The sequence below is a fragment of the Jannaschia sp. M317 genome, from assembly GCF_025141175.1.
GTDB lineage: Bacteria > Pseudomonadota > Alphaproteobacteria > Rhodobacterales > Rhodobacteraceae > Jannaschia.
The window spans coordinates 2,296,696-2,322,821 of the sequence record NZ_CP081155.1 but is presented as its reverse complement, the minus strand read 5'-3'; the positions used below and the strand labels follow the sequence as shown (position 1 = coordinate 2,322,821).

The following is a 26,126-nucleotide window of genomic DNA, read 5'->3' as shown; positions in this document are numbered from 1 at the left end:
GGTGCCCGCAACGAACAACCCGATCAGAGAACCTCACCCACGCGCTTTTCCTGCCGCGCATAGAGGTAGATCAGAAAGCTCAGCGCCAGGACCAGACCCAGCGTTGCCCAGCCTTCCCATCCGCCACCCGCCAGCGACATCAGCGAAGGGTCCGCCAGGAAGATCGCCCAGACGTGCAGAACGACCAGTGCCAGAAACGAGAATGCCAGCATCCAGACCGCCGGGCGCAAATGCGCCAACAGACACAGGGCACCGATCAGGGCCAACAGGGCCTGCGTGCCCCATACGCCGTGCACCCAACCGGGCAGGTTTGCCAGCCACGCGACCTCTGCCTCGCCATAGCCTTGCAACCAACCCAGCCGCGGTCCGTAGGACACGAGGACGTATTCGGCCAGGGACAACACGCCAAAGACCAGGGCGATCAGACCCATCACATAGAAATGCCAGCGCCGCATAAGACCTCCGCGCGTGTGAATGCCACTTGCGGCAATTAGCACATATCCCGGCGGCCTCAAACGAGAACGGGGGCGCAGTCGCCTGCACCCCCGGTTTTTTCATCCTTGCCGAACGCCTTAGCGCATCAGCAGCTCCGCCTCCTGGCGTTTGAGCATCCGGCGCGCGGCGGTATAGCCCGACAGGCCGGCCTCGTCCTGCAGTTCCGGGAAGATCGCAAAGATCTCCTCGCGCTGGGCACGGTCCAGACCTTTCAGTGAATTGTCACCCGGCTGGAAGCTTTCGGTCCAGGCACCATCCGACAGGATGACCTCGTGGTTGTCGAACATGACGTGGATATAGGCCACGTCCTGCGCCTCCATCCGTTCGATCCCCGGACGGCCGACCAGATGCTTGGCCGCGACCAGAACCTCCCGCTCGTCAAAGTAGAGCATGGTCTCGTCGTTGGCGATCAGCACGCGGTGCTGGGGCGACACCATCATGTCCCGCTCTGGCAGACCATGGCCCAGGGCCCCTTTGCGGATCATCACCGGGCAATAGGCCTCGGTCACGGTCAGCTCGGTCGCGGACATGTCGCGGCGGCCGACCCAGCGGATCACCTGGATGCCGTTGTCGCGGGTGATGACCCGGTCGCCAACCTCCAGCGCTTCGACGACGACCTCACCTTTCGGCGTGGCAATCAACGTGCCGGGGGTGAAGCAGGGAATGACGCGCTCGATCTCCTTGAACTTGGCGGTGGTGCCGTCCTTGAAGGTGATGATGCCGTCTTCCTGATCGTCCGAGGTGTAGTCGATCTTGTCGAAATCCACACCGCGCAGGTCGAGGATGTCGAAATCGTCCCCGCCCGAACCGCCGTCGATCATGTCGCCGCTGTCGGCGCCGTCGATAACATCCCGGTCGTTGCCGCCGTCGATCATGTCCGGCCCGTCGCCGCCGGTCAGGGTGTCATTGCCCTTGCCGCCGTTCAGGATGTCGGACCCGGTGCCGCCGTCGATGACATCGTTGCCCTTGCTGCCGTCAAGCGTGTCGTCGCCCGCGTCGCCAGACAGGGTGTCGTCGCCAAACTCGCCAAAGATGCGGTCGTCGCCGGCCTCGCCGTGGATCCGATCGTCGCCTTCACCGCCGTAGACCTCGTCGTTGCCATCGCCGGCAAGAACCGTGTCGTTGCCGTCACCCGCCTGGATGATGTCGTCGTCACCGACTTCGCCGTCCAGAATGGCATCGTCGTTGTCGACAAAATCACCGTCCGGGTCGCCGTCGTAGGTCACATCGATCAGGTCACCGCCGTCGGTGCCCGACACGATGCCGTCGCGCGGCCCGCCGTCGGTGATGACGTTCTCGATATTGATGAACTTGGCGTTGCCGTGATCGGCCCCCGCGTCATCGAGGAAGAAGATCGTCCCGTTCTCGGCGTTGTCGGGGTCGTATTCGACGCGCACATTCAGACCGGTCAGGTCCAGCGTGTCAAAATCGTCGCCCGTCTCGCTGCCATCGACACAATCGCCCGGACTGATGGAGATGAACAGGTCGCGATCCGCGCCACCGACCGACACGTCACAGCCTTCGCCGTCGACGATGGTGTCGTTGCCGCCACCGCCCCAGTTCTCGTCATCGCCGCTACCACCGGTCAGCAGGTCATCTCCGCCGGAACCTTCCAGCTTGTCCTGACCCGCGCCACCTTCCAGCGTGTCGTCGCCGGGGCCGCCAAAGACCATGTCATTGCCGTCGCCGCCGCTGACGAAATCGTCGCCGGTGCCGCCACGGACGGTGTCGTCGCCCGCGCCGCCCATAAGGCTGTCATCGCCATCGTTGCCAATGATCGAATCGGCACCCTCGCCGCCATCGATGGTGTCTTCGTCGATGCCGCCGTCGATGGTGTCGTTCCCGGCACCGCCAATGATGCTGTCGTCATCGTCCTGACCAAAGATCAGGTCGTTGCCGTCGCCGCCGTCGATCACATCGCGGCCGTTGTCCTGAACCTGATCGATGTTATCGGGGATGTTCAGCTCATCGGGGAAACTCGGATCCAGACCGCCATAGATGGTGTCGTCGCCATCATTGCCCTCGATCGTGTCCGAGCCCTCGCCGCCGACGACATAGTCGTTGCCGGATCCACCCTCGATCTCGTCCCGGTCAAAGCCGCCGTCGATGGTGTCGTTGCCCGACCCGCCAAAGATGGTGTCGTCATCGTCGCCCGTGGTGATCAGGTCATCGCCCTGACCGCCGTCGACCACGTCGCGGTCGTTGTCGACATCGTCGTCGCCCGCGAACAGACCCGGATAGCCCAGGTCGGGGCGCCCGATGACGCCCGCGTTCAGCGTGTCGTTGCCCGACCCGCCGCGCAGGTCGTCGCAGCCGTCGCCGCCAGTCAGCGAGTCGTCGTCCGTCTCACCCACCAGCAGGTCGTTGCCGTCGTCGCCGTTCAGAACGTCGTCACCCGCTCCGCCATAGATGTCGTCGTCGCCGTCACCACCGGAGAAGGTGTCGTTGCCCTCGCCCAGGCTGCCGGGCGCGTCGTCGATGGTGTCGTTGCCCGCACCGCCCTCGATGACGTCGTTGCCCTCCTGGCCGTAGAGCCGGTCGTTGCCGCCCTCGCCGCGGATGATGTCGTCAGCTTTGCCGCCATAGACGGTGTCGTTGCCGTCCCCGGCCAGCACCAGATCCTCGTCGCCGGTCGTGCCTTCGACACCCGTGGCATCGTCGTTGTCGATCTTGTCGCCCTGCGGATCAGTGTAGGCCAGATCGATGACGTCATTGCCGTCAGTGCCGTTGACCACGCCGTCGCCGGTCGCGGCGACCGGGCCGCCGTCGGGCACTGTAAACGACAGATTGTCCAGCGCGCCGGAGCCGTTGAACGTCACCGTCATGTTCGCGGCGCCACCGGCCTCGATCTCGACGGTCTTGTACTCGCCATTGCCGGTGACGACGTCGATGGTCTCGACCACGTTGCCGTCTACGTCGAACACCTTGATCTGGGCGCCTTCCTCGGCGTCGATCACGGTGATTGCGTGAACCGTCGTGTTGTTGTCGATGAAATCGATCAGGAACTTCGACGGGCAATCGGTGGCGTCCGGGTCATTGGGATCGCCATCCTCGGATGCGATCAGGATGCCGCCCGCCGCGCTGTTGAGCAGATCATAGTCCGCGCCGCTGACCGGCCCGTTGGGGTCCTGTGTCGCGTCAAAGATCATGGGGGGCTGATCGGGATCGTCCCCACCGGCAGAGGTCACCGAGAAGATGCGCACACCCTGCGCGGCGTATTGATCGCCGACAATGGTGCCAGCACCGAGATCGTTGAAATCGATTATGGTCTTATCAGGCATGTCTCAGGTCTCCTTATGCCGCGCCGTGGCGCGCGCGCCGCGCGGCAAACCGGCAGAAATTGTTAACGAATAGTCGCAGGTCAGGTCCCCATACCGGCGGCTACCGGGCGGGGTCGTGTTATGGAATATCAGCGTCACTTTCATGCGCGCATCTCCGAATCCTGAACCAACGTATCGTTCCCGCATGAAAGACGATGACGGCTGATCTATGGACGGACGCGCAGAAATATCGTCGGTAATGTGACGATATCGTGGAGACGGCCCTTCTGGACCCAACGCGCGCACCTTTCACGGCCGTGCGCCCGCACGATAACGTCAGCACCCTAACGGATACCTAACTGTGCGACCGCCCCCGTGGTCAGCAGACATCGCCCCCAGTTGGGCGTGGACAAGTTGTAGCGCATTGGCCCTATTCGGGAAAGACTTCTGGCCGGGGTCCCAGGCCAAACAGGGCGGCAATGAGGCAACGCGCCCGGGCATTTACCACTTTCCGGCAGCAGTTTACGCCACCTTTGTCTCACCCCCGGAAACAGTCGCCGCGCCCGTCGCAGATCCAACTGGTCGCAGCCTGCCCGTTTTCCCAACCCTGCCTGATCTAAACCGATGACTTGGCAAATTTCGAGGCCGCCGATTGTTTCCACTCGCAAGGGTGAATTGTGGCAAGAAACGGCCAGACTAAAAATTGAGTGTTTCGCCTGCGGGAACGTAACCGGACCGCGATTGTCTTCGATTGGGAAACCGACAAGCGGTATTTCGCGAATCATTGGCGTGTTGGAAACTCCGCGCTGCCGAGTCGTCCCTGACCACTTTCATTCTGAGACGTGGACCACGATGACGGGACGAATGCACCAGCACTGTACGATCAGAAGCCGGACCTTGCCGAACGTGGTTCCTGCCATCCTGTCCGCTTCAACCGCTTTCAACCTGGGCGCGCGCGCGGTATTGGTCTCCGGTTCATTGCGGTGAAATAGGTCCGGAGCAGTCGATGACCCCTATTCAAATCCTCGGAAGCTGCGCCACGCGCGATGCATTCGAATATCCCTTCGCCCGCGATTTCGACGTTCAGGACTACACCGCGCGCACCAGCCTTGCCTCTCTCGCCTGCCCACCCCGGATGGAGCCGGACATCCTCGAGGCGATCGGGTCGAATTTCCAGCGCCGGATGGTTCACAGGGACATGACAAAGGCCTTCTGGAAGAACCTGGCGGGATACACAACCGGCGCGTTCATCGTCGATCTCGTGGATGACCGTTTTCGCCTACTGCAGTTCGCGGACGGCAGCGCTCATACCGGATCTACGGAGTACCAAAAGGCGCGGCGCGCCCATGAGGTGCCGTCGGTGAAAACGCTCCTACGAGGCGCACCTGGCTACAACAAGCTCTGGGGGCGTGGTCTGCGGTTGCTTCACGAGGCTTTGGAAAAAGAGGGACCGAAACCGATATTACTCGTGAACTGCGTATTCTTCGCACGGACGGACAACGAACGGGTCAATGCGGACAACGAACTGGAAACGATGAACCGGTTCCTCGACTACGCCTACAAAAGCTTTGCCAACAAATTCGGAGACGAGTGCCTGATCCGCTATCCCAAGGGGCTACTGCAATCGGATTCGGACCACAAATGGGGCAAGGCTCCGTTCCACTACACCGAATCTGCCTACGAATATTTCATCTCGGAATTGACGGCCCGCTTTGCATAACCGTGCGGATCGCCCCGCGAAAAAGGCGTTCGACCGGCCAGAAAGCACCCTGAACGATCGGCCGATTTCGTTGAAACCTTATGCGTACCCGTGGCCGGACTCGAACCGGCAAGCCTCGCGGCGGCGGATTTTGAATCCGCTGCGTCTACCAATTCCGCCACACGGGCAACGCTGCGCCGGGGCATATCCCCCGCGCAGCGCAGCGTCAATCAGACAATCGGCACGCCGTCAAAGACGGGTCGCGGAAAACGTGTCACAGGCCCGCAGGTCCCCGCTCTCGTACCCCGTGACGAACCAGCGCGCGCGCTGCTCGGACGTGCCGTGGGTAAAGGTATGGGGCTGCGGCACGCGCCCCGCCTCGCGCGCCAGCGTGTCGTCGCCGATTTCACGCGCGGCGTTCACCGCCTCCTGCAGGTCGCCGGGTTCGATCGACCCGAACTGCGCCTCGGCGAACCGCGCCCAGATCCCCGAATAGCAATCGGCCTGCAGCTCGATACGAACCGAAATCGCATTGCTTTCGGCCTGGCTGGCCTGCGCCCGCAACCGATTGGCCTGCCCTAGGATGCCCAGTTCGTTCTGGACATGATGTGCGATCTCATGGGCGACGACGTAGGCGGCGGCGAAATCACCCTTGGCGCCCAGTCGTTGCTCCAAGGTGGTAAAGAAGGCCGTATCGAGATAGGCCTTGCGATCCGCCGGGCAGTAGAACGGCCCCGTCGCCCCCGAGGCCCCGCCGCAGGGCGACTGCGTCACGCCGGAAAACAGCACCATCGTGGCGGGGCGATAGGGCCCGTCCACCTGACGTTGAAAGATCTCGGCCCAGACCTCTTCGGTGTCGGCCAGAACGACCGATACGAACTGCGCCTCCTGCTGCTCGGCGGCGCTGGGCGGCGCGCTCTGGGTGACGGTGGGGCCCTGCCCCTGCCCGCCCAGAAAAGGCGAGACATCGATGCCGAAAAACCAACCGATGAGAAGGACCGCGATCAGGCCAAAGCCCCCCAGACCGCCGGCCATGCCCGCCCCGGCCCGTCCGCCGCCGCGTCCGCGACGATCCTCGATGTTGCTGCTGCCGCGGCGACCTCTCCAACGCATGACGATATTCCTTTGGTTGTGCAGGGGCCAAACCGCCTTGACCCGGCCCGGGTTCCGTGGGACCGCAACCACATGATCCGATCCCTTTACGACTGGACGCTCAATCTGGCGAGTCACCCCCGCGCCCTCTGGGCGCTGGCCTTCGTCAGCTTCATCGAAAGCTCGGTCTTTCCGATCCCGCCCGACATCATGCTGATCCCGATGATTCTGGCCGCCCCCCATCGGGCCTGGCTGATCGCGGGCGTCTGCACCGTCGCGTCGGTCCTCGGCGCGCTGGGTGGCTATGCCATCGGGGCGCTCGCGTTCGAGACATTGGGCGAGCCGGTCCTGACCGCGCTGGGCAAGGCCGACAGCTTCGAAGGTTTTACACAGCGCTACAACGACTACGGGGCATGGGCCGTGTTGATCGCAGGGATCACGCCGTTCCCGTTCAAGGTCATCACGATCCTGTCGGGCACCACCGGCCTGTCGCTGCCTGTCTTCATCGTTTCGTCGATCATCGCGCGGGGGATTCGATTCTTCATTGTGGCCGCGCTCTTGTGGAAGTTCGGCGCGCCGATCCGCGACTTCATCGAGAAACGCCTGGGCCTCGTCTTTACCGTCTTCGTCGTTCTGCTGGTCGGCGGCCTTTGGGGAGTGCGCTACCTATGACCCGGTTCCACCTTCTGATCGCCGCAACCCTTGGGCACGTCGCCGTGCTGGGCGGGGCGTTCGTGTTTCAGGCGATCGGCTACGCACCCTGCGCCATGTGCCTGTGGCAACGCTGGCCCCACGCCGCCGCGATCGTCCTGGGTGCCTTGGCGCTGGCGGGTGTCGCCCCGCGCGTGACCGCCACGCTGGCCGCGCTGGCCGCGGTGATCACAGGGGGCATCGGCGTGTTCCACGCAGGCGTAGAACAGGCGTGGTGGGACGGCCCATCCAGTTGTACCGGCGGCGCCGACCTCGGCGCGTTCACCGGCGCGGATCTATTGTCCACGGACATCGCCGACACGGTCATCATGTGTGATGACATCGTGTGGCAACTGGGCCTGACGATGGCCGGTTGGAACGCGGTCCTGTCCTTTGGGCTGGCGGTGATCTGGGGTCTGGCCGCCCGTCGGACTGTCTGATCGTTTTCCCCCAAAACGTGAATTTCGGGCCGGGAACTTCCCCCAGAACGTGACTTTCAGTGGATCGTGAATTCCCCGGTCACATTGCGCCATTCCCCCGGCGCGATCATCTTGCGATGGGCGAACCGGACTGAATGCAGCGGGCCGTCGATTTCCTTGCCCCAGTATTCGATGAACCGGAACAACCGCGGGTGGTCGGGTGCCAGGTCATAGTCCTGCCAGATAAATGTATTCAGAACATGGGGATGGTCGGGCATGTGATAGAACATCTCGGCCGTGGTCAGGCCATACCCCTTGAGCATCAGCTCGGTCTCGGATTGCGGTGACATGAAGCCCCTTTCCCAAAGATCTACGCCTCCCTGGGGCTCAGCTTGGCACATCCGGGTTAACAGTCAATGAAAACAGTATGTTGTCACTCTCTCATCCTGGCTGCCAGCCACCGGACGCCCTAGCCGTTGAGCCCATATGAAGTGGGTGATAGAAGAAACCCCAACGAGATATAGACCCGGACACCCCGGGCGGAGATTCGGATGAGCGACGAGCCGCAAACCCCTGAAAACGATGACGAAGAACCCGCGCGCGTGGTGATGCACCACGACGGCCCGCAGGTCTCCATCATCCAAGAGATGCGGACCTCCTTCCTCGACTACGCCATGTCGGTGATCATCTCGCGGGCCATCCCCGACCTGCGCGACGGGTTGAAACCGGTGCACCGTCGCATCCTCTATGCGATGAGCGAGACGGGCAACACGCACGACAAATCCTACCGCAAATCGGCCCGCCCCGTGGGCGACGTCATGGGCAAGTACCACCCCCATGGTGACAGCGCGATCTACGAGGCGCTGGTCCGTATGGCGCAGGATTTTTCCATGTCTCTTCCGTTGCTTGACGGGCAAGGCAACTTCGGCTCGATGGATGGCGATAACGCGGCCGCCATGCGCTATACCGAGGTCCGGATGGACAAGCCGGCGGCCTATATCCTGGCCGACATCGACAAGGACACGGTCGATTTCGTTCCGAACTACGACGGCAAGGATATGGAGCCGTCGGTCCTGCCCGCGCGCTTTCCGAACATGCTGGTCAACGGCGCGGGCGGCATCGCGGTCGGCATGGCCACCAACATTCCGCCGCACAATCTGGGCGAGGTCATCGACGCCTGCCTTGCGTTGATCGACAATCCGGACCTGTCGTCCGAGGAACTCATTGAATTCATTCCCGGACCTGACTTTCCGACCGGCGGCATCATCCTTGGCCGCACCGGTATCCGCAAAGCCTATCTGGAGGGGCGCGGCTCGGTCATCATGCGGGCGAAAACCCGCGTGGAGGAGATCCGCAAGGACCGCTACGCCATCGTCATCGACGAGATCCCGTATCAGGTGAACAAGGCCTCGATGATCGAAAAGATCGCCGAAGCGGCCAAGGAAAAGCGGATCGAGGGCATTGCGCACGTGCAGGACGAATCCGACCGCGTCGGCGTGCGCGTCGTCGTCGAGCTGAAACGCGATGCAACAGCCGAAGTCGTGCTGAACCAGCTGTTCCGCTTTACTCCGATGCAGACGTCCTTTGCCTGTAACATGCTGGCATTGAACGGCGGCAAACCCGAGCAGCTGACGCTGCGCGCCTTCCTCACTGCCTTCCTGGCATTCCGCGAAGATGTCATTGCACGGCGCACCGCCTATGAGCTGAACAAGGCGCGGGAACGGTCGCATGTCCTGTGTGGTCTGGCCGTCGCCGTCAGCAATGTGGACGAGGTGGTGCGCACCATCCGCGCCTCGGCTGATGCCGCCGAAGCGCGCGCAAAGCTGATGGAGCGGCGCTGGCCCGCGGGCGATATCCTGCCCTACATCAAACTGATCGACGACCCGACCCACAAACCCAACGAGGACGGCACCTACAACCTGTCCGAAACCCAGGCCCGCGCGATCCTGGATCTGCGGTTGCAGCGCCTGACCCAGTTGGGCGTCAAGGAAGTCACCGACGAGCTGGAAGAATTGGCACGCAAGATCAAGGACTACCTGGAAATCCTGGGGTCACGTGCGCGGATCCTGACCATCATCTCGGACGAACTGCGCGAGGTGCGCAGCCTGTTCGCGGTCGACCGTCGCACCGAGATCACCGATTGGTCCGGCGATCTGGAAGACGAGGACCTGATCGAGCGGGAAGACATGGTCGTCACCATCACCTCGTCCGGCTACGCCAAGCGCACGCCTCTGGCTGAATTCCGCGCCCAGAAGCGCGGCGGCAAGGGCACGGCTGGCATGGCCACCAAGGAAGAGGACGTCGTCACGACGCTGTTCGTGGCCAATACCCACACGCCCCTGCTGTTTTTCACGACCGACGGCATGGTCTACAAGCTCAAGACCTGGCGGCTGCCGCAGGGGGGGCGCACGGCCAAGGGCAAGGCGTTGGTCAACTTGCTGCCCATCCAGACCGGAACCGGCATCGCGGCCATCCTGCCCATCGACCGGGACGAGGATCACTGGGACGAATTGCAGGTGGTCTTTGCCACCGACCACGGCACCGTGCGGCGCAACCGCCTGTCGGATTTCGCCAACGTCATGCGCAACGGCAAGATCGCCATGAAGTTCGAGGGCGAGACCGAGGGCTGGCGCCTGATCAACGCCCGGATCGCGTCGAACGACGACGACGTGATGCTGGTCACCGCCTCGGGTCGGGCCATCCGCTTCCCTGCGACGGATGTGCGGGTGTTCAACTCCCGCTCGTCCACGGGTGTGCGTGGTATTCGGTTGGGCGAAGACGACGCCGTCGTGTCGATGGCCGTGATCCGGCATTTCGACGCCACCTCGGAGGAACGCACCGCCTATCTGAAGATGCGCCGCGCCATGGCCGGTCTGACCGATGAAGCCGAGGGCGAAGAAGACGAAGCGCCGGCGGATCCCAACTTCTCGACCGAGCGGTATGCGGAAATGTCAGCTGCCGAGGACCTGATCCTGACGATCACCGAAGGCGGCGCCGGCAAATTGTCGTCGTCCCATGATTACCCCGTGCGGGGACGTGGCGGCATGGGCGTTGGTGCGCAGGACAAGGCGGCCCGTGGCGGCCCGATCGCAGCCGCTTTCCCTGTCGAAATGGACGACCAGATCATGCTGGCCACCTCGACCGGTCAGTCGATCCGTTGTCCGGTGGACGGGATCTCGTTCCGGTCACGGTCGGCGGGTGGTGTTCGTGTGTTCGACACCCGCAAGGGCGAAAAGGTCGTCTCGGTGGCCCGCGTCGCGGACAGCGGCGACCCCGAACCCGAAGGTCAGCCCCCCACCGAAGAGAGCTGATTTTTCCAAGGCGCCCGATAATTAACCGTAATTATCGGGTTCTTGGTGGAAATTCTTGCAAATGCGCTATTCCTCAGATGAAGTGTATTGCTACCGCAGGTTGAAAGATCGCGGGGCAATGCGTTTGGGAGGACGGCATGAATCTGGACAATTGGGACGATCTGAAATTCGTGCTCGCCATGCAGCGCCATGGCACCATGTCCGCCGCGGCCCGTTTCCTTGATACAAACGTCGCGACCGTCTCTCGCAGGATTGAACGGATCAGTCAGGAACTGGATCTGCCCCTGTTCGAAAAGCGCGGTCAGGGGTTCGTCCCGACCGACGCGGCAAAACGCCTGGCCGAAGTGGCAGAGGGGATCGACCATGAACTGCGTGGGCTGTTGGGGAATTTGCAGTCCAATGACGTCACCGGCAACATCCCGATAGAGATCGCGGCCCCCCCCGCCGTTCATTCCCACTACATGTTTCCGCGCATGATGGAGCTGTCGGAGGTTTTGCCCAACATCCTGCTGACGCTGACGGACAAGGTCTTTGCCCAGGGCCTTGGCGAAGCGGATATACAGATCCGGATCGGTCGCCCCGAGGGAGGGCGGCTGAAGGCGCGCAAGTTCCGGGACTATGCCCTGCGAGTCTATCACGGCGCGGGTCACGTGCTGGATGGCAATTGGGTCGGCCTGTCGCATCGTTACCCCGATGCCGATCTCTTGCGCGACATCTACCCGGACGCCTTGCCCAAACCACGCTATCGGGTCGAAGAGATGCCGCTGGTGCATCAATTGGTCCGCCAGACCGGCCTGCCGGGCGTCTTGCCTGACTTCATGGTGAAGGACGGCGATGGGCTGGTGCTGGCCGACTTGCCGGAGAACTGCGTCGATGGCGAATTGTGGATCACCTATCACGAGACTCGGCACAGCGACGCCAACCTGCGGGCCGTGGTGGATTGGCTGTGCAAGCCCGTGCACGAGGCGCGAAACGTCGCCTGACGCCCCCTTTTCGCCGCGCGCCGGGCGGCGTATGTGGGGGGCATGACAGACAGATTGCACATCGTGGGCGGCGGCATGGCCGGGTCCGAAGCCGCCTGGCAGGCCGCGCAACTGGGCGTGCCCGTGACCATTCACGAAATGCGCCCCAGGGTCGGCACCTTTGCCCATCGCACCGGGTCGCTGGCGGAAATGGTCTGCTCCAACTCGTTCCGGTCGGATGACAGCGAACAGAACGCAGTGGGCTTGCTGCATTGGGAAATGCGTGCCGCCGGCGGGTTGATCATGGAAATGGCCGACGCCCACCGCCTGCCTGCAGGTGGCGCGCTGGCCGTGGACCGCGACCCCTTTGCCGAGGCGGTGACAGCCCGCTTGCGCGCGCACCCCCTGGTCGAGGTGGTCGACGAAGAGGTCACCGCCCTGCCCGACAACGGCACCTGGATCATCGCCACCGGGCCTTTGACGGGGTCGGGTCTGGCGCAGGCCATTGCCGCCGAGGCCGGTCAGGAAAGCCTGGCGTTTTTCGACGCCATCGCGCCCATCGTCCATTTCGACACGATCGACATGGACACGGCCTGGATGCAGTCGCGCTACGACAAGGGCGAGACGGAGGAGGAACGGACCGCCTATATCAACTGTCCGATGACAAAGGACCAGTACGAGGCCTTCATCGACGCCCTGCTGGCCGCCGAAAAGACCGAGTTCAAGCCGGGCGAGACGGCTGGCTATTTCGACGGTTGCCTGCCCATCGAGGTCATGGCGGAACGCGGGCGCGAAACGCTGCGCTTCGGCCCGATGAAGCCGGTGGGCCTGACCAATCCGCACGACCCGCAGACCAAGGCCTATGCCGTCGTGCAACTGCGCCGCGACAATAAGCTGGGGACGCTGTACAATATCGTCGGCTTCCAGACCAAGATGAAGTACGGCGCGCAGAAGTCTGTTTTTGCAATGATTCCTGGATTGCAGGACGCCAGTTTTGCGCGGCTGGGCGGCATTCACCGAAACACCTTCATCAACTCGCCCACGCTACTGGACGATCAGATGCGGCTGCGGTCCCGACCTCACGTCCGCTTTGCCGGGCAGATCACCGGGGTCGAAGGTTACGTCGAAAGCGCCGCGATGGGCCTGCTGGCCGGGCGTCTGGCCGCCGCCGAGATCCAGGGCCGGGCCCTGCCGCCGGTCCCTGAGACGACGGCCATGGGTGCCTTGGTCACCCACATCACCGGCGGGGCGGATGCAAAGACCTTCCAGCCGATGAACGTGAACTTCGGGCTGTTCCCGCCTGTGGATGCGCGTGGCGGACGCAAGGGCCGGCAGGTGCGCTACAAGATGTATACAGACCGCGCCAAGGCCGATTGGCAGGACTGGCTGGGGCAACGCGCCGCCGCCGAATGATCACCCGCTTCGCGCCCTCGCCCACCGGGCCGCTGCATCTGGGTCACGCCTGGGCAGCCCTGGTGGCGGCGGAGCATGGGGACATGTTGCTGCGAATCGAAGACATCGACCAACAGCGGTCGCGCCCTGAATGGGAGGCGGCGATCAATGAGGATCTGCGCTGGCTGGGCCTGACCTGGCCCGCCCCCGTGATGCGCCAATCCGAGCGGATGGGGGCCTATACGGCTGCACTGGACCGGCTGTGGTCGTTGGGCGTCCTGTTTCCCTGCACCTGCAATCGTCGCGATATCCAGGCAGCGGCCAGCGCCCCGCAGGAAGGCGCGCCGCTGCTGGGACCGGACGGGGTCGTCTATCCGGGGACATGTCGCGGGGCCGCGCGCCACGGGTCCCGACCGGGAGGCGTGGCCTTGCGGCTGGATGGGGCGGCGGTGGCGGATCTGGTCTGGACCGACGGGGGGCCGCAGTCGATGACCGCACAGGCGTTTCGCGCAAAGATAGGCGATCCGGTGGTCGCGCGGCGCGATATGGGCACTTCCTACCATCTGGCCGTCGTGGTGGACGATGCCGCGCAGGGCATCGACCTGGTGACCCGTGGCGAAGACCTGGCCGAGGCGACGCCGATCCACGTGGCGTTGCAGCAGATGTTGGGGTTGCCTACGCCAGACTACCTGCATCACGATCTGGTCCGCGACGCAGGCGGCAAACGACTGGCCAAGCGGGACGACGCGCGCAGCCTCGCCTCTTACCGGGCGGCAGACTGGACGGCCGATGCCTTGATCGCGCATCTGGCGATCAGCCGCACGGCCCCGCAGCCGGGTGCGCCCGGTCCTGGTTAACCTGTGGGGGGCTGCGCGGTTTCGACCAGACGGGCAAAGAAACTGGCCCCGATGGGCGCGATGGCATCGTTGAAATCGAACTCCGGGTGGTGCAAGGCCGCGCCCGGCCCGGTTCCCAGGAACACATAGGCCCCCGGCCGCGCCTCCAGCATGTAGCTGAAATCTTCGGCCCCCATCTCGCGCGTGGCCTCTGCATTGACCTTGTCCGCACCCAACATGTCGCGCGCCACCTGCGCGGCAAAGCGGGCCTTTTCGGCGTCGTTGATCGTCGGCGGATACCCACGGTCGTAGAACAGCGCGACCTCTACGTCGAAGGTGGCGGCGATGCCGTCGCCGATGGCGCGGATGCGGCGTTCGGCCATGGCCCGCACGTCCGGGTCAAAGGTTCGGACCGTTCCACTAAGCTTGGCCTCAGCGGGAATGACGTTGTTGGCGCTGCCGGAATGGATCTGCGTTACCGACAGCACCAGATCGTCGGTCGCCCGGTGATTGCGGCTGACCACGGTCTGCAGGGCTTGTCCCAACCCAAGGGCCGCGACGATCGGATCCTTGGTATCGTGGGGCATCGCCCCGTGCCCGCCGACGCCCTTGATGGTAAAATTGAACTCATCCACCGCCGCCAGCAACGCGCCATCGGTCAGGTGGATTGTGCCCGCCTCGCTGTTGGGCGCGTTGTGGATGCCGTAGACTTGGGCGATGTCGAACCGGTCCATGATGCCTTCCTGCACCATGACCTGTCCGCCGCCGCCGAATTCTTCGGCCGGTTGGAAGATCAGGGCCACGCGGCCCGAAAAGTTGCGCGTCTCCGACAGGTATTTTGCCGCGCCCAGCAACATCGTCGTGTGCCCGTCGTGGCCACAGGCATGCATCTTGCCCGGCGTCTCGGAGGCATGGGCCGCCCCCGTCTCCTCCTGGATCGGGAGGGCATCCATATCGGCGCGCAGACCGATGGTCGGCCCGTTGCCACGCCCCTCGATGATGGCGACGAGCCCGGTCTGGGCGATCCCCTCGTGGATCTCGTCCACACCAAAGGACCGCAGTTTATCCGCCACAAATCCAGCGGTCTTGGGCAGGTCGAATTCCAGCTCCGGGTTGCGGTGCAGCCAACGACGCCATTTGCGCATCTCGGGTTCCAGGGCGGCGATGGAATTGATGACGGGCATGGGTTGTCCTTTGGCACTGACTTGGCGACAGATGACGACAGATCGGAGGGACGCGCAATGGACGACATCTGCACCACGCCCGGCGGCGGGTTGCCGCGCCTGCTGGCCATCATGGATCGGCTGCGCGACCCCGACACGGGCTGTCCCTGGGACATCGAGCAGGATTTCGCATCCATCGCGCCCTACACAATCGAAGAGGCCTATGAAGTCGCCGATGCCATCGAACGGGATGCCTGGGACGAGTTGGAGGGGGAGTTGGGCGATCTGCTGCTGCAGGTCGTCTATCACGCGCGCATGGGGGCCGAGGACGGGCGCTTTGACTTCCATTCGATCGCGGAAAGGGTGGCGCAGAAGATGGTCGACCGCCACCCGCACATCTGGGGCGACGACAGCCGCGACAAGAGCGCCGAACAGCAGGTTGCCGATTGGGAGGCCGCGAAGGCCCGCGAACGCCAGGGCCGGACATTGGACGGCGTGGCGCTGGGCCTGCCCGCGTTGTTGCGGGCGATAAAGTTGCAGAATCGCGCCGCACGGGTCGGGTTCGACTGGCCCGAGACTGGGATGGTTCTGGACAAGCTGCGCGAAGAAGCAGCCGAGCTGGTCGAGGCGCGCGACCGTCTGACCCAGGCCGAGGTAGCGGAGGAGATGGGCGATATGCTGTTCGTCATGGCCAACCTGGCCCGCCACCTGGGGGTCGATCCGGAGGGCGCGCTGCGGGCGGCGAATGCAAAGTTCACCCGACGGTTTCGATCAATCGAGGATGCGCTGGCCGCCGAAGGGCGCAGCCCGGCGGAGTCTGATCTGACTGAAATGGACGCACTTTGGGATGCGGCCAAACGGGCGGAAAAATCACCTGACAAAAAGAGTCGGGATTGACCCGACTAAAAGAGTCAGAAATACAGTCTCCATCATCACCAAGGAGGCTTCGATGCTTCGCACCACCATTCTTGCCACCACGGCCCTGACCCTCGCCGCGCCTGCGGTCGCCGGAGAGGTCAACGTCTATTCCTACCGCCAGCCAGAGCTGATGCAGCCGCTGATCGACGGCTTTCAAGAGGCCACGGGCCATACCGCAAACGTCGTCTATATCGACAAGGGCATCACCGAGCGGCTGGTCGCAGAAGGCCGCCGCAGCCCTGCCGACCTGATCTTTACCGTCGACATCTCGCGCCTGACCGAGGCCAAGGACGCGGGCGTTCTGCAACCGGTCGACAGCGCCGTCTTGCAGGGAAACATCCCCGCCGCGATGCGCGATGCCGACAACCAGTGGTTCGGCGTCACCACCCGCGCCCGCATCGTCTATGCCAGCCGCGACCGCGTGCCCGAAGGCGAGGTGACGACCTACGAAGGTCTGGCCGACCCCAAATGGGCGGGCCGTATCTGCACCCGGTCCGGCACCCACGACTATACCATTGGCCTCGTGTCGGCTGTGATCGAACACAACGGGACTGAGGACACGAAAACCTGGCTGGAAGGCGTCAAGTCCAACCTCGCCAAGAGCCCCGAGGGCAACGACCGCGCGCAGGTCAAATCGATCTGGGCCGGGGAATGCGACATTTCGTTGGGCAACACCTACTACATGGGCGCGATGTTGCAGGACCCGGAACAAGCGGAATGGGCAAATTCGGTCCGCATCGAATTTCCGACTTTTGCGGATGGGTCCGGCACCCATGTCAACGTCTCTGGCGTGGCGATGACGGCGGGGGCCAGGAACGAGGCGGAGGCGCTGGCGTTCATGGAATACCTCTCCTCGCCCGAGGCGCAAAAGATCTATGCCAATCAGGTCAACGAATACCCCGTCGCACCGGGTGCCGAGCCTTCCGAACTGGTCGCCTCCTGGGGGAGTTTCACGCCCGACGACACCCCGTTGACCGCGATTTCCGGGAACCGGGCAGAGGCGCTGAAGCTGGTCGAAGAGGTCGATTTCGACGGCTGAGGCATTGGCCCCGCCCCTGGGGCCGGTCGGTCGTCATTGTCCTGACGGACCGCCCCCGCCTGCGATGCAAATCGTCGTTGGGGGCTGCACGGGGTGCAGATGATCGGGCCCTGACGGCCAACCGCTCCGCAAGGAATGACAACGCCGCACTGGTGCCCCGCGCACCCCGAACGGTGACCTGTCAGAGGGTGCCGAGCATGGCGGAGCGGTTCCGTCGGCCCATCAACCCGCTGGCCCGCAACCAGCCATCCGATGATTGACGTAGCTAACACTCTGGACATTCGGCGCGCGCGGGGCTTTCCCTGAGCCATGACACAAAAGATCATCATCGACACCGATCCCGGCCAGGACGACGCCGTGGCCATCCTGCTGGCGCTCGCCTCGCCAGAGCTGGAGGTCCTGGGCCTCACCACGGTTGCGGGCAACGTTCCGCTGGACCTGACCAGTCTGAATGCACGCAAGGTTTGCGAATTGGCCGGACGGCCCGACCTGCCGGTCCATGCCGGCTGCGACCGACCCGTGGCGCGCGATCTGGTGACCGCCGAACATGTGCACGGCAAGACCGGGTTGGACGGGGCCGACCTGCCCGACCCTCAGATGTCGCTGGCAGATGGCCATGCGGTCGATTTCCTGATCGACACCCTGCGCCGCGAAGCACCGGGGACGGTCACGCTCTGCCCTTTGGGTCCGCTGACGAATATTGCCACGGCGCTGAACCGCGCCCCCGACATCGCCGAGCGCATTCAACGCATCGTTCTGATGGGTGGGGCCTATTTCCAAGTGGGCAACATCACGCCCGCCGCCGAATTCAATATCTACGTCGACCCGGAGGCGGCGCGCACGGTCTTTGCCAGCGGCGTGCCGTTGACCGTTCTGCCGCTGGACGTGACGCACAAGGCCCTGACCACCCGGGCGCGCAACGACGCGTTTCGCGCAGCCGGGCCCGTGGGCCAGGTCGTCGCGGGCTGGACCGGCTTTTTCGAGCGCTTCGACATGGAAAAATACGGCTCCGCCGGGGCCCCGCTGCACGATCCCTGCGTGATCGCCTGGCTGTTGCGCCCCGATCTGTTCCACGGGCGCGAGATCAACGTGGAAATCGAGGTCGACAGTCCGTTGACCCGTGGCATGACCGTTGCCGATTGGTGGCGGGTCACGGACCGTCCTGCCAATGCGCTCTTCATCGGCGATGTCGACGCGGACGGGTTCTTTGCCCTACTGACCGACCGGATCGCCCGGTTCTGACCGTGGCGGCGGCGTGAACCCCGCCCTACGCTGACGACCCAGTAGGGCGGGGTTCACGCCGCCCTCTTTGGCCCGAGGTTCCGTGATGTTCGCCTTTGATAACTCCTACGCCCGTCTGCCTGCGCGGTTCTACACCAGGATGGCCCCTACCAAGGTTGCCGCGCCCGAGCTGATCGCCCTCAACGCGCCCCTCGCGACAGAGCTGGGGCTGAACGTCGACGCCCTGAGGGCCGCAGCCGACGTCTTTGCCGGAAACCAGGTGCCGGACGGGGCCGAGCCCTTGGCGCAGCTTTATGCCGGGCACCAGTTCGGCGGCTGGTCACCGCAATTGGGCGATGGGCGCGCGATCCTTCTGGGGGAACATGTCGCAGGCGATCGGCGGGTGGATGTGCAGCTAAAGGGATCCGGCCCCACGCCCTATTCCCGCCGGGGCGACGGGCGCGCCGCGCTGGGCCCGGTGATCCGCGAATATATCGTCAGCGAGGCGATGCACGCGCTGGGCGTGCCCACCACCCGCGCGCTGGCCGTGGCCAGCACGGGCGAAACCGTCCTGCGCGAAACAGGCCCCCTGCCCGGCGGCGTCCTGACCCGCATCGCCGCCAGCCATATCCGCGTCGGCACCTTTCAGGTCTTTGCCGCCCGCGATGACGCGGATGCGTTGCAGCACCTTCTCGACCACGCCATCGCGCGGCACGCGCCCGACGCCGAGGGGCCGATGGGGTTGCTGCGGCACGTCATGCAGGCGCAGGCGCGGCTGATCGCGCAGTGGATGGGCTTTGGTTTCGTTCATGGCGTGATGAACACCGACAACATGACGATTTCCGGCGAAACCATCGACTACGGTCCCTGCGCCTTTCTGGAGGCCTATCACCCCGACACGGTCTTTTCGTCCATCGATCAACACGGGCGCTATGCGTGGAAGAACCAGCCCGACATCGGACTGTGGAACCTGGCGCAGCTTGCCACGGCGCTTCTGCCGCTGATGGGGGAACGGACCGAGGCTGTGGCCGAAGCGACAGAGGTGCTGGAAGGCTTTCGCGACCTTTATGCGACCGCCTGGACCGAGGTGATGACCGCCAAGATCGGCGTCCCGGACATGCAGCTTGCGATGGAGCTGTTGGCGATCATGGCAGAGGGTCAGGGCGATTTCACCAACACGTTCCGCGCACTGACCATCGCGCCCGAGACGGCGCGCGATCAAGTGTTGAACCGCGACCGGTTCGACGACTGGCTCCTCCGCTGGAAAGCCGCCAACCCGGATCACGCCGCCATGACCCGCGCGAACCCCGCCATCATCCCCCGCAATCACCGCGTGGAAGAGGCCATCGACGCGGCTTACACGGGCGATTTTGCCCCGTTCCATGCGCTGAACGCGGTGCTTGACGACCCCTGGCAGGAAACCGAGGCCAACGCCCCCTACCGCAGCCCCGCGACGGCGCAGGAACGTGTGTTGCGCACCTTTTGTGGCACGTGATGGACCTGCGCGGCGCGGGCGGCTAGAGGGGCGGGCATGACCAAGACCATTGTTGACCGTTGCGAAGCCCAGGGGCTGCGCCTGACCGCCCCACGCCGCATCATCGCGCAGGTGATCGAAACCGCGACCGACCATCCGGACGTGGAGACGATCCACGCGCGCGCCGCGGCAATCGACGCCTCGATTTCGCTGGCGACTGTTTATCGTACGGTGAACCTGTTCGAGGAATCCGGCATTCTGGAACGGCGCGAATTCGGCGATGGCCGCGCCCGTTGGGAGGATGCGGAGCGCGAGCATCACGACCACCTGATCGATGTGCAGACCGGCGAAGTCATCGAATTCGTCGACCCCGAAATCGAGGCCCTGCAGGAAAGGATCGCCGAACGCCTGGGGTATGAGTTGAAGGGGCACCGGCTGGAGCTGTTTGCCGTGCGCAGGCACAAATGAAGATCTCGGTCGCGCCGTCAACCGAATGTTAAGGGATGGATCGCTAGACTGGTCGAAGGATCTGATTGAGGATTGTCATGTTCTATCGCCCACATCGAAGGATGGCCGACCTGACGGTCACGCTCCACAGCGACGGGGGACGGCAAACGGCGCGCGTGCTGGATGTTTCGCCCACCGGGGTCAAGGTCGCGGTAGAAGACGAACCGGCAGTGGATGCACGGATCACGTTGCAAACCGCACGTCGGGCGTTCGACGGGCATGTTCGCTGGGTCGATGGCGGTCGGCTGGGCCTGTCCTTCGACAGACCGCTGAGCAAATCCGAGCAGAGCGAATTGGCGGGCTTGGGCTGGGGCTTCTAGCCCACGGACTCGGTCGGACAGCGCGCCCGACGCGAACATTTTTCTGCAACCCGCGCCTCGACACCTGGCGCGTCGGCGCCCCCGCATGACAGACCAATCGGTCAAAGGCACGTCACAGCGGGTCGAGGTCTGGTCAACCAGTTCGGGCGCCTGTCCGGTCGCCCCCCGAACGGTCGGGGCCCACTTCGCAATTCGCAAATCCGCAGGCCCGGGCCACGCCACCCGCGATTGGCCGTCTACATGACCGAAACGATCCGCGGCGCGGGCCTGATGACGGTGGCGATGGCGTTGTTCGCCATCGAGGATTCACTGATCAAGACGTTGTCTGGCGCCTTCGCGCCCGCACAGATCGTCTGGATGCTGGGCCTCGGCGGGGCCCTCGCCTTCGCCATCTGGCTGCGCCTGCGGGGTCAGCCGCTCTGGCGGTCAAGCTTCCTGGAACCCCAGGTCCTGATCCGCACCGGGGCCGAGGCTGTCGGGTCGGTTCTGTTCATCTCGGCGCTCGCCATGGTGCCGCTGGCGCTGGCCGCCGCGGTGTTGCAGGCGACGCCGCTGATGGTGGCTTTGGGCGCGACGCTTTTTCTCGGGGTTCAGGTCGGCTGGCGACGGTGGGTTGCCATCCTGGTCGGGTTCGGTGGCGTTCTGATCATGCTCCGCCCCTGGAGCACGGGTTTCGAACCCGCCGCCTTTCTGGCCGTGGGCGGCATGGTCGCGCTGGCAATCCGCGATCTGGCGACACGGCGCATCCCTGTGCTGACCTCGGGCGTTTCCCTGTCACTCGTCGCCTTTGCATCGCTGGTGCCGGCGGGTTTTCTGGTGCAGGTGATCCAGAAAACGCCCTTTATTCCCCCGGATCTGGCACAGGTTGGCATCCTTGCCGCCTGCGTTGCCATCGGCATGGCGGGATACCTGTGCATTGTGGCAGGGACGCGGTTGGGCGACATCGCTATCGTTTCCTCATTTCGGTATACGCGGATGCTGTTCGCTTTGATCATGGCGGTCACGTTTTTTGGAGAACGGCCCGATGGTTGGACCCTGGTCGGGGTCGTCATTGTGATCGCCTCAGGCGTGTTTACGCTGTGGCGTGAGGCACGTGCCCGAAACGCGGGTTCCCAAACGTAAGTGACCGGGTTAGACGGACGGCGACTGCATTCCGGACCGGAGACCTCCATGTTCACCATCACCGATATCCACGCCCGCGAGATCCTCGACAGCCGAGGCAATCCGACCGTCGAAGTGGACGTGTTCCTTGAAGACGGCACCATGGGCCGCGCCGCCGTGCCCTCGGGCGCCTCGACCGGGGCCTATGAGGCGGTGGAAAAACGCGACGGCGACAAGTCCCGCTACAAGGGCAAGGGCGTTCTGGAAGCCGTAGCCGCCGTAAACGGCGAGATCGCGGACGCCATCGCCGGCTTCGACGCAACCGAGCAGGAAGCCATCGACGGCGCGATGATCGAGTTGGACGGCACCGACAACAAGGGCCGCCTGGGCGCCAACGCCATCCTGGGCGTGTCCATGGCCGTCGCCAAGGCTGCGGCGGACGCCAGCGCGCTGCCGCTTTATCGCTATGTCGGCGGCACCTCGGCCCGCGTTCTGCCGGTTCCGATGATGAACATCATCAACGGCGGCGAACATGCCGACAACCCGATCGACATTCAGGAATTCATGATCATGCCCGTCTCGGCCGAGAACGTGGCAGAGGCCGTGCGCATGGGCTCCGAGGTGTTCCACACCCTCAAGGGGGAGCTGTCGGCGGCGGGCCTGTCCACCGGTCTGGGCGATGAAGGCGGCTTTGCACCCGAACTGCCGTCCACCCGCGAGGCGCTGGATTTCGTGCTGAAGTCCATCGAAAAGGCCGGCTACACGCCGGGCGACGATATCATGCTGGCGCTGGATTGCGCGGCGACGGAATACTACAAGGACGGCGCGTATCACTTTGCCGGAGAAGGCAAAACCCTGTCGTCGGACGAGAACGTCGACTACCTCGCCGCATTGGTCCGTGACTATCCGATCCTGTCGATCGAGGACGGCATGTCCGAGGATGACTGGGACGGTTGGGTCGCCCTGACCGAAGCGCTGGGCGGCAAGGTTCAGCTGGTCGGCGACGACCTGTTCGTGACCAACCCGGTCCGTCTGGCCGAGGGTATCGAAAAGGGCGCGGCGAACTCCTTGCTGGTCAAGGTCAACCAGATTGGCACACTCTCTGAGACGCTGGAGGCCGTGTCCCTGGCGCATCGCAACCGCATGACCTGCGTGATGTCCCACCGCTCGGGCGAGACCGAGGATGCGACCATCGCCGACCTGGCCGTGGCGACCAACTGCGGTCAGATCAAGACCGGCTCGTTGGCGCGGTCGGACCGGCTGGCCAAGTACAACCAACTGATCCGCATCGAAGAAGCGCTGGGCGAGACTGCGATCTACGCGGGCCGCTCGATCCTGCGCGGCTGATCCGACGGGGCCGGGCCTTTCAGGGCCTGGCCACCCCCATGTCCACGAGGGACGGGCGCAGGCCCGGCAAGCGTCCATGACTGCACGACCGCTCGCCCAGCCGATCGACCGCCCCGCGCTGGGTCTTTCGCTGATGCTGGGATTCTGTCTGCTGGCCCCGCTCAGCGACTCGATCGGCAAGATCCTCAGCGATGATTTTCCTGTCCTGCAATTGGTCTGGATCCGGTTTGCCGTGCAGGCGGTCATTCTGACGCCCTTGGTCGTGCTGTCGGGTCGGTCGTTTCGCATGTCGCCCTTGGGCTGGAAGCTGACGGGGCTGCGCACTGTCTTGCAGATCGCAGGGATCTACCTGATGTTCACCGGCTTGACCTATCTGCCGCTGGCGGATGCCGTGGCCATCGCCTTTGTCATGCCGTTCATCCTGCTGCTTCTGGGCCATTACATCCTGGGAGAAGAGGTCGGACGGCGGCGACTGATCGCCTGTGGCGTGGGGTTCATCGGCACGCTGATGGTCATGCAACCCAGCTTTGCCGCCGTTGGGTGGCCGGTTCTCTATCCGCTTGGTGTGGCTGTGGTTTTCGCGATCTTCATGCTGGTCACCCGGCGGATCGCGCACGAGGCGGACCCGCTGGCGATGCAGGCAACCTCCGGGACGATGGGAACGCTGGCGATGCTGTTGGCCTATGCCCTGCTGCCGAACGAGGGCGTCCTGACGCTTGGCGATCCGGGCGGCGCGTGGCCGATGTTGCTGGCCCTTGGCGCCATGGGCACGACCGCACACCTTCTCATGACCTGGAGCCTGCGCTACGCCGCCGCCTCGACCCTGGCCCCGATGCAGTATCTGGAGATTCCGGTCGCCGCGACTATCGGTTTTCTGATCTTTGGCGACTGGCCCAACCCCTTGGCCATGGCCGGAATCGCGGTGACGATTGCCACCGGGCTTTACATCCTTTGGCGCGAGAACAACCAACCTTCGGATAGGCGCCCTCAATGAACGACCTGCCTCAGACCGCCGCGCAGGTCATCGCCGCGCTGAACCTTGCCCCGCATCCCGAAGGCGGCTGGTATCGCGAAACCTGGGCCGCAAGCGCGACGCCGGGCGAACGACCAGCGGGCACGGCGATCTATTTTCTGCTGGAAGCCGGGCAAGGCAGCCATTGGCACCGGGTCGACGCCGCCGAAATCTGGCTGTGGCACGCGGGCGCGCCCCTGGTCCTGTCCCGCGCGGCAACCGACGCGGGCCCGGCCACCGACGTGACCCTGGGCACTGGCCTGACCTTTCAGGCAGTCGTCGAACCACACCATTGGCAGGCCGCGCGCACCACGGGTGACTGGTCGCTGGTCAGTTGCACCGTTTCGCCGGGATTTCAGTTCGAGGGGTTCGAGTTGGCCGTGCCCGGCTTCGATATTCCAAGGTGACGGCACCGGCGTCCGAACGCATCCCCCTGCCCGATCTCAGGCTTCCAGCTCCGCGTCCCAATACAGGTAATCCATCCAGCTGTCGTGCAGGTGGTTGGGCGGGAATTTCCGGCCGACGTTCATCAACTCGCTGGCTGACGGCGGGCGAGGTGCGCGGCGCAAATGGAAGCCGACCTGACGCAACGATCTGGATCCTTTGCGCAGGTTGCAGCGGCCGCAAGCCGCGACCACATTTTCCCAACTGGTTATCCCGCCCCGTGCGCGCGGCACGACGTGGTCGAAGGTCAGATCGCCCTTTGATCCACAATACTGGCAGGAAAACTCGTCCCGCAGGAACAGGTTGAACCGGGTAAAGGCGACCTTCTTTTGCGGGGTCACATAGTCCTTGAGCACCACGACCGACGGAATACGGATCGTCGTGGTGGGCGAGCGGACGACTTCTTCGTATTCGCTGACGATATCGACGCGGTCCAGAAAGGCGGCCTTGACCGCATCCTGCCACGGCCAAAGCGAGAGAGGATAATAGCTGAGCGGGCGGTAATCCGCGTTCAGAACCAGCGCCGGAAAATGCCGTAACCCGGCGGAATCCCGTGTGAAATCGGTGCGAAAGTCGGTGTGTTTGTGATCGGCCAAGGCGGTCATACGTCGCTTCCCTGATCGGAGAGCGGCCCGCCCGGCCCTCGGGCGCGCGGCCCTCTCGGGAAGGACTATATATGGGTGTCCTTCCCTGACAAGTGTCCATTTCTGGGGGGCAGATAGCGCAGCAGGATGACCGTTTTCTGACAGGATGCCCGACCTGCGGGCGCGGTCATTCGATCCCGTAGACGTCCCGCAAGAAGGCCAGCGCGACCTGCAATCCGTCCGGCGCGATGCCGTGGCCCGTCCCTTTCTGGATATGTGCGTAGACACGCTCGAAACCGGCCCCTTCCAGGGCCTCGGCAGCTTCGGGCAGGCTCTGGACCGGCACGACCTCATCCTGATCGCCATGCACCAACAGGACTGGAGGACGGCTCACCACCTCTTCGCCAAGGCTTTCGGGTTTCAGCATCCGCCCGGAAAAGGCGACCACGCCGGCAAACGCGTCGGCCCGGCGCGGGGCAACATGCAGCGACATCATCGTGCCCTGGCTAAAGCCGAACAGAACGGTCTGCGCGGCGTCGACGCCTTCGGCGGTCATTATCTCGTCCAGGAACGCGGTCAGATCGCTGACGGCGCGATCCATCCCGGCCATCGATTCCTCCTCGGAGGAGCCGTCGATCCAGGGGATCGGGAACCATTGAAACCCACCGGGCACACCCGCGCTGGCCTCTGGCGCGTCAGGCGCGACGAAAACAGTGTCGGGCATATGCGGCATCAAGGGGTCGGCCAGACCGATCAGGTCGGCGGCATTGGCCCCGTAGCCATGCAGAAAGATCACCAGCCGTTTCGCCCCCTTGGGGCCACGCCGTTCGAAGTTCAGGG

General features: G+C 64.2%; 25 protein-coding genes and 1 tRNA gene. 17 read left to right on the top strand and 9 right to left on the bottom strand.

Annotated elements, in window-relative coordinates; genetic code table 11:
• Positions 1-23 precede the first annotated feature (23 nt).
• The 3 genes from K3551_RS11855 to K3551_RS11845 form a co-directional block, all read right to left on the bottom strand.
• Positions 24-455 carry a hypothetical protein gene (locus K3551_RS11855; protein ID WP_259913412.1) on the bottom strand — a complete coding sequence of 144 codons (432 nt, stop codon included), beginning with the start codon at positions 453-455 and terminating at the stop codon, positions 24-26.
• Positions 456-572: 117 nt separating this feature from the next.
• On the bottom strand, positions 573-3,776 hold the full coding sequence (locus K3551_RS11850) for a Hint domain-containing protein (RefSeq protein WP_259913410.1): 3,204 nt from the start codon (positions 3,774-3,776) through the stop codon (positions 573-575).
• A 3-nt stretch (positions 3,777-3,779) separates the two neighbouring features.
• Positions 3,780-3,920 (bottom strand): hypothetical protein, encoded by a 141-nt coding sequence (locus K3551_RS11845; RefSeq protein WP_259913408.1) that lies wholly within the window; start codon positions 3,918-3,920, stop codon positions 3,780-3,782.
• 841 nt (positions 3,921-4,761) lie between these two features.
• Between K3551_RS11845 and K3551_RS11840 the strand changes: the two genes are divergently transcribed.
• Positions 4,762-5,475, top strand: a complete 714-nt coding sequence (locus K3551_RS11840; RefSeq protein ID WP_259913406.1) for a DUF6270 domain-containing protein — start codon at positions 4,762-4,764, stop codon at positions 5,473-5,475.
• Positions 5,476-5,560: 85 nt separating this feature from the next.
• Here K3551_RS11840 and K3551_RS11835 read toward each other — a convergent pair.
• Positions 5,561-5,642 (bottom strand) — tRNA-Leu (locus K3551_RS11835).
• A 61-nt stretch (positions 5,643-5,703) separates the two neighbouring features.
• Positions 5,704-6,567: a neutral zinc metallopeptidase gene (locus K3551_RS11830; protein WP_259913404.1), complete on the bottom strand. Its 864-nt coding sequence runs from the start codon at positions 6,565-6,567 to the stop codon at positions 5,704-5,706.
• A gap of 72 nt (positions 6,568-6,639) precedes the next feature.
• Here K3551_RS11830 and K3551_RS11825 point away from each other — a divergent pair, with 72 nt between their 5' ends.
• Entirely contained in the window at positions 6,640-7,218 is a 579-nt protein-coding gene (locus K3551_RS11825) for a YqaA family protein (RefSeq protein WP_259913402.1), read from the top strand.
• On the top strand, positions 7,215-7,676 hold the full coding sequence (locus tag K3551_RS11820; RefSeq protein WP_259913400.1) for a disulfide bond formation protein B: 462 nt from the start codon (positions 7,215-7,217) through the stop codon (positions 7,674-7,676). The genes K3551_RS11825 and K3551_RS11820 overlap by 4 nt, the downstream gene beginning before the upstream one ends.
• Before the next feature lie 56 nt (positions 7,677-7,732).
• On the opposite strand, the gene K3551_RS11815 is transcribed toward K3551_RS11820, so the two are convergent.
• Positions 7,733-8,005 carry an usg protein gene (locus K3551_RS11815; RefSeq protein WP_259913399.1) on the bottom strand — a complete coding sequence of 91 codons (273 nt, stop codon included), beginning with the start codon at positions 8,003-8,005 and terminating at the stop codon, positions 7,733-7,735.
• A 201-nt stretch (positions 8,006-8,206) separates the two neighbouring features.
• On the opposite strand from K3551_RS11815, the gene gyrA reads away from it, so the two are divergent.
• From gyrA to gluQRS, 4 genes are all read left to right on the top strand, one after another.
• Positions 8,207-10,966: a DNA gyrase subunit A gene (gene gyrA, locus K3551_RS11810; RefSeq protein ID WP_259913397.1), complete on the top strand. Its 2,760-nt coding sequence runs from the start codon at positions 8,207-8,209 to the stop codon at positions 10,964-10,966.
• A 137-nt stretch (positions 10,967-11,103) separates the two neighbouring features.
• Positions 11,104-11,949, top strand: coding sequence for a LysR family transcriptional regulator (locus K3551_RS11805; RefSeq protein ID WP_259913396.1), 846 nt, complete (start codon positions 11,104-11,106; stop codon positions 11,947-11,949).
• 42 nt (positions 11,950-11,991) lie between these two features.
• Positions 11,992-13,341: a methylenetetrahydrofolate--tRNA-(uracil(54)-C(5))-methyltransferase (FADH(2)-oxidizing) TrmFO gene (trmFO, locus tag K3551_RS11800; protein WP_259913395.1), complete on the top strand. Its 1,350-nt coding sequence runs from the start codon at positions 11,992-11,994 to the stop codon at positions 13,339-13,341.
• On the top strand, positions 13,338-14,177 hold the full coding sequence (gluQRS, locus tag K3551_RS11795) for a tRNA glutamyl-Q(34) synthetase GluQRS (protein ID WP_259913394.1): 840 nt from the start codon (positions 13,338-13,340) through the stop codon (positions 14,175-14,177). Before trmFO ends, gluQRS begins: the two co-directional genes overlap by 4 nt.
• Here gluQRS and K3551_RS11790 read toward each other — a convergent pair.
• Positions 14,174-15,340, bottom strand: coding sequence for a M20 aminoacylase family protein (locus tag K3551_RS11790; RefSeq protein ID WP_259913393.1), 1,167 nt, complete (start codon positions 15,338-15,340; stop codon positions 14,174-14,176). The genes gluQRS and K3551_RS11790 overlap by 4 nt on opposite strands.
• Before the next feature lie 57 nt (positions 15,341-15,397).
• Here K3551_RS11790 and mazG point away from each other — a divergent pair, with 57 nt between their 5' ends.
• From mazG to K3551_RS11740, 10 genes are all read left to right on the top strand, one after another.
• Positions 15,398-16,216, top strand: coding sequence for a nucleoside triphosphate pyrophosphohydrolase (mazG, locus tag K3551_RS11785; RefSeq protein ID WP_259913392.1), 819 nt, complete (start codon positions 15,398-15,400; stop codon positions 16,214-16,216).
• Positions 16,217-16,268: 52 nt separating this feature from the next.
• Positions 16,269-17,276 carry a Fe(3+) ABC transporter substrate-binding protein gene (locus tag K3551_RS11780; RefSeq protein ID WP_259913391.1) on the top strand — a complete coding sequence of 336 codons (1,008 nt, stop codon included), beginning with the start codon at positions 16,269-16,271 and terminating at the stop codon, positions 17,274-17,276.
• A gap of 309 nt (positions 17,277-17,585) precedes the next feature.
• Complete coding sequence (locus K3551_RS11775; protein WP_259913390.1) at positions 17,586-18,518, top strand: nucleoside hydrolase; 933 nt, start codon at positions 17,586-17,588, stop codon at positions 18,516-18,518.
• A gap of 85 nt (positions 18,519-18,603) precedes the next feature.
• Positions 18,604-19,992, top strand: coding sequence for a YdiU family protein (locus tag K3551_RS11770; RefSeq protein WP_259913388.1), 1,389 nt, complete (start codon positions 18,604-18,606; stop codon positions 19,990-19,992).
• Between the two features lie 36 nt (positions 19,993-20,028).
• Positions 20,029-20,439, top strand: coding sequence for a Fur family transcriptional regulator (locus K3551_RS11765; protein WP_259913387.1), 411 nt, complete (start codon positions 20,029-20,031; stop codon positions 20,437-20,439).
• Positions 20,440-20,540: 101 nt separating this feature from the next.
• On the top strand, positions 20,541-20,798 hold the full coding sequence (locus K3551_RS11760) for a PilZ domain-containing protein (RefSeq protein ID WP_259913386.1): 258 nt from the start codon (positions 20,541-20,543) through the stop codon (positions 20,796-20,798).
• A 240-nt stretch (positions 20,799-21,038) separates the two neighbouring features.
• The gene (locus tag K3551_RS11755) at positions 21,039-21,920 is read left to right on the top strand and encodes a DMT family transporter (protein ID WP_259913383.1); all 882 of its coding nucleotides are present in this window, start codon (positions 21,039-21,041) and stop codon (positions 21,918-21,920) included.
• A gap of 48 nt (positions 21,921-21,968) precedes the next feature.
• On the top strand, positions 21,969-23,246 hold the full coding sequence (eno, locus tag K3551_RS11750) for a phosphopyruvate hydratase (protein WP_259913382.1): 1,278 nt from the start codon (positions 21,969-21,971) through the stop codon (positions 23,244-23,246).
• A gap of 76 nt (positions 23,247-23,322) precedes the next feature.
• Entirely contained in the window at positions 23,323-24,240 is a 918-nt protein-coding gene (locus tag K3551_RS11745; protein WP_259913381.1) for a DMT family transporter, read from the top strand.
• Complete coding sequence (locus K3551_RS11740; RefSeq protein ID WP_259913380.1) at positions 24,237-24,665, top strand: cupin domain-containing protein; 429 nt, start codon at positions 24,237-24,239, stop codon at positions 24,663-24,665. The genes K3551_RS11745 and K3551_RS11740 overlap by 4 nt, the downstream gene beginning before the upstream one ends.
• Positions 24,666-24,701: 36 nt before the next feature.
• Here the strand turns inward: K3551_RS11740 and K3551_RS11735 are convergent, their stop codons facing one another.
• Positions 24,702-25,307, bottom strand: coding sequence for an HNH endonuclease (locus K3551_RS11735; RefSeq protein ID WP_259913378.1), 606 nt, complete (start codon positions 25,305-25,307; stop codon positions 24,702-24,704).
• A gap of 166 nt (positions 25,308-25,473) precedes the next feature.
• A complete protein-coding gene (locus K3551_RS11730; RefSeq protein ID WP_409197428.1) occupies positions 25,474-26,124 on the bottom strand; it encodes an alpha/beta hydrolase in 651 nt (216 codons plus the stop codon).
• Positions 26,125-26,126 lie beyond the last annotated feature (2 nt).

Excerpts from the sequence above, each read along its gene's own strand:
- K3551_RS11770 (WP_259913388.1), top strand. The coding sequence starts at position 18,604 with ATGTTCGCCTTTGATAACTCCTACGCCCGTCTGCCTGCGCGGTTCTAC.
- K3551_RS11790 (WP_259913393.1), bottom strand. The coding sequence starts at position 15,340 with ATGCCCGTCATCAATTCCATCGCCGCCCTGGAACCCGAGATGCGCAAA.
- K3551_RS11760 (WP_259913386.1), top strand. The coding sequence starts at position 20,541 with ATGGCCGACCTGACGGTCACGCTCCACAGCGACGGGGGACGGCAAACG.
- K3551_RS11745 (WP_259913381.1), top strand. The coding sequence starts at position 23,323 with ATGACTGCACGACCGCTCGCCCAGCCGATCGACCGCCCCGCGCTGGGT.
- mazG (WP_259913392.1), top strand. The coding sequence starts at position 15,398 with ATGGACGACATCTGCACCACGCCCGGCGGCGGGTTGCCGCGCCTGCTG.
- K3551_RS11855 (WP_259913412.1), bottom strand. The coding sequence starts at position 455 with ATGCGGCGCTGGCATTTCTATGTGATGGGTCTGATCGCCCTGGTCTTT.
- gluQRS (WP_259913394.1), top strand. The coding sequence starts at position 13,338 with ATGATCACCCGCTTCGCGCCCTCGCCCACCGGGCCGCTGCATCTGGGT.
- K3551_RS11830 (WP_259913404.1), bottom strand. The coding sequence starts at position 6,567 with ATGCGTTGGAGAGGTCGCCGCGGCAGCAGCAACATCGAGGATCGTCGC.
- K3551_RS11845 (WP_259913408.1), bottom strand. The coding sequence starts at position 3,920 with ATGAAAGTGACGCTGATATTCCATAACACGACCCCGCCCGGTAGCCGC.
- K3551_RS11815 (WP_259913399.1), bottom strand. The coding sequence starts at position 8,005 with ATGTCACCGCAATCCGAGACCGAGCTGATGCTCAAGGGGTATGGCCTG.
- K3551_RS11825 (WP_259913402.1), top strand. The coding sequence starts at position 6,640 with ATGATCCGATCCCTTTACGACTGGACGCTCAATCTGGCGAGTCACCCC.
- K3551_RS11740 (WP_259913380.1), top strand. The coding sequence starts at position 24,237 with ATGAACGACCTGCCTCAGACCGCCGCGCAGGTCATCGCCGCGCTGAAC.
- K3551_RS11820 (WP_259913400.1), top strand. The coding sequence starts at position 7,215 with ATGACCCGGTTCCACCTTCTGATCGCCGCAACCCTTGGGCACGTCGCC.
- K3551_RS11840 (WP_259913406.1), top strand. The coding sequence starts at position 4,762 with ATGACCCCTATTCAAATCCTCGGAAGCTGCGCCACGCGCGATGCATTC.
- K3551_RS11805 (WP_259913396.1), top strand. The coding sequence starts at position 11,104 with ATGAATCTGGACAATTGGGACGATCTGAAATTCGTGCTCGCCATGCAG.
- K3551_RS11735 (WP_259913378.1), bottom strand. The coding sequence starts at position 25,307 with ATGACCGCCTTGGCCGATCACAAACACACCGACTTTCGCACCGATTTC.
- K3551_RS11850 (WP_259913410.1), bottom strand. The coding sequence starts at position 3,776 with ATGCCTGATAAGACCATAATCGATTTCAACGATCTCGGTGCTGGCACC.
- eno (WP_259913382.1), top strand. The coding sequence starts at position 21,969 with ATGTTCACCATCACCGATATCCACGCCCGCGAGATCCTCGACAGCCGA.
- trmFO (WP_259913395.1), top strand. The coding sequence starts at position 11,992 with ATGACAGACAGATTGCACATCGTGGGCGGCGGCATGGCCGGGTCCGAA.
- K3551_RS11755 (WP_259913383.1), top strand. The coding sequence starts at position 21,039 with ATGACCGAAACGATCCGCGGCGCGGGCCTGATGACGGTGGCGATGGCG.
- K3551_RS11765 (WP_259913387.1), top strand. The coding sequence starts at position 20,029 with ATGACCAAGACCATTGTTGACCGTTGCGAAGCCCAGGGGCTGCGCCTG.
- gyrA (WP_259913397.1), top strand. The coding sequence starts at position 8,207 with ATGAGCGACGAGCCGCAAACCCCTGAAAACGATGACGAAGAACCCGCG.
- K3551_RS11775 (WP_259913390.1), top strand. The coding sequence starts at position 17,586 with ATGACACAAAAGATCATCATCGACACCGATCCCGGCCAGGACGACGCC.
- K3551_RS11780 (WP_259913391.1), top strand. The coding sequence starts at position 16,269 with ATGCTTCGCACCACCATTCTTGCCACCACGGCCCTGACCCTCGCCGCG.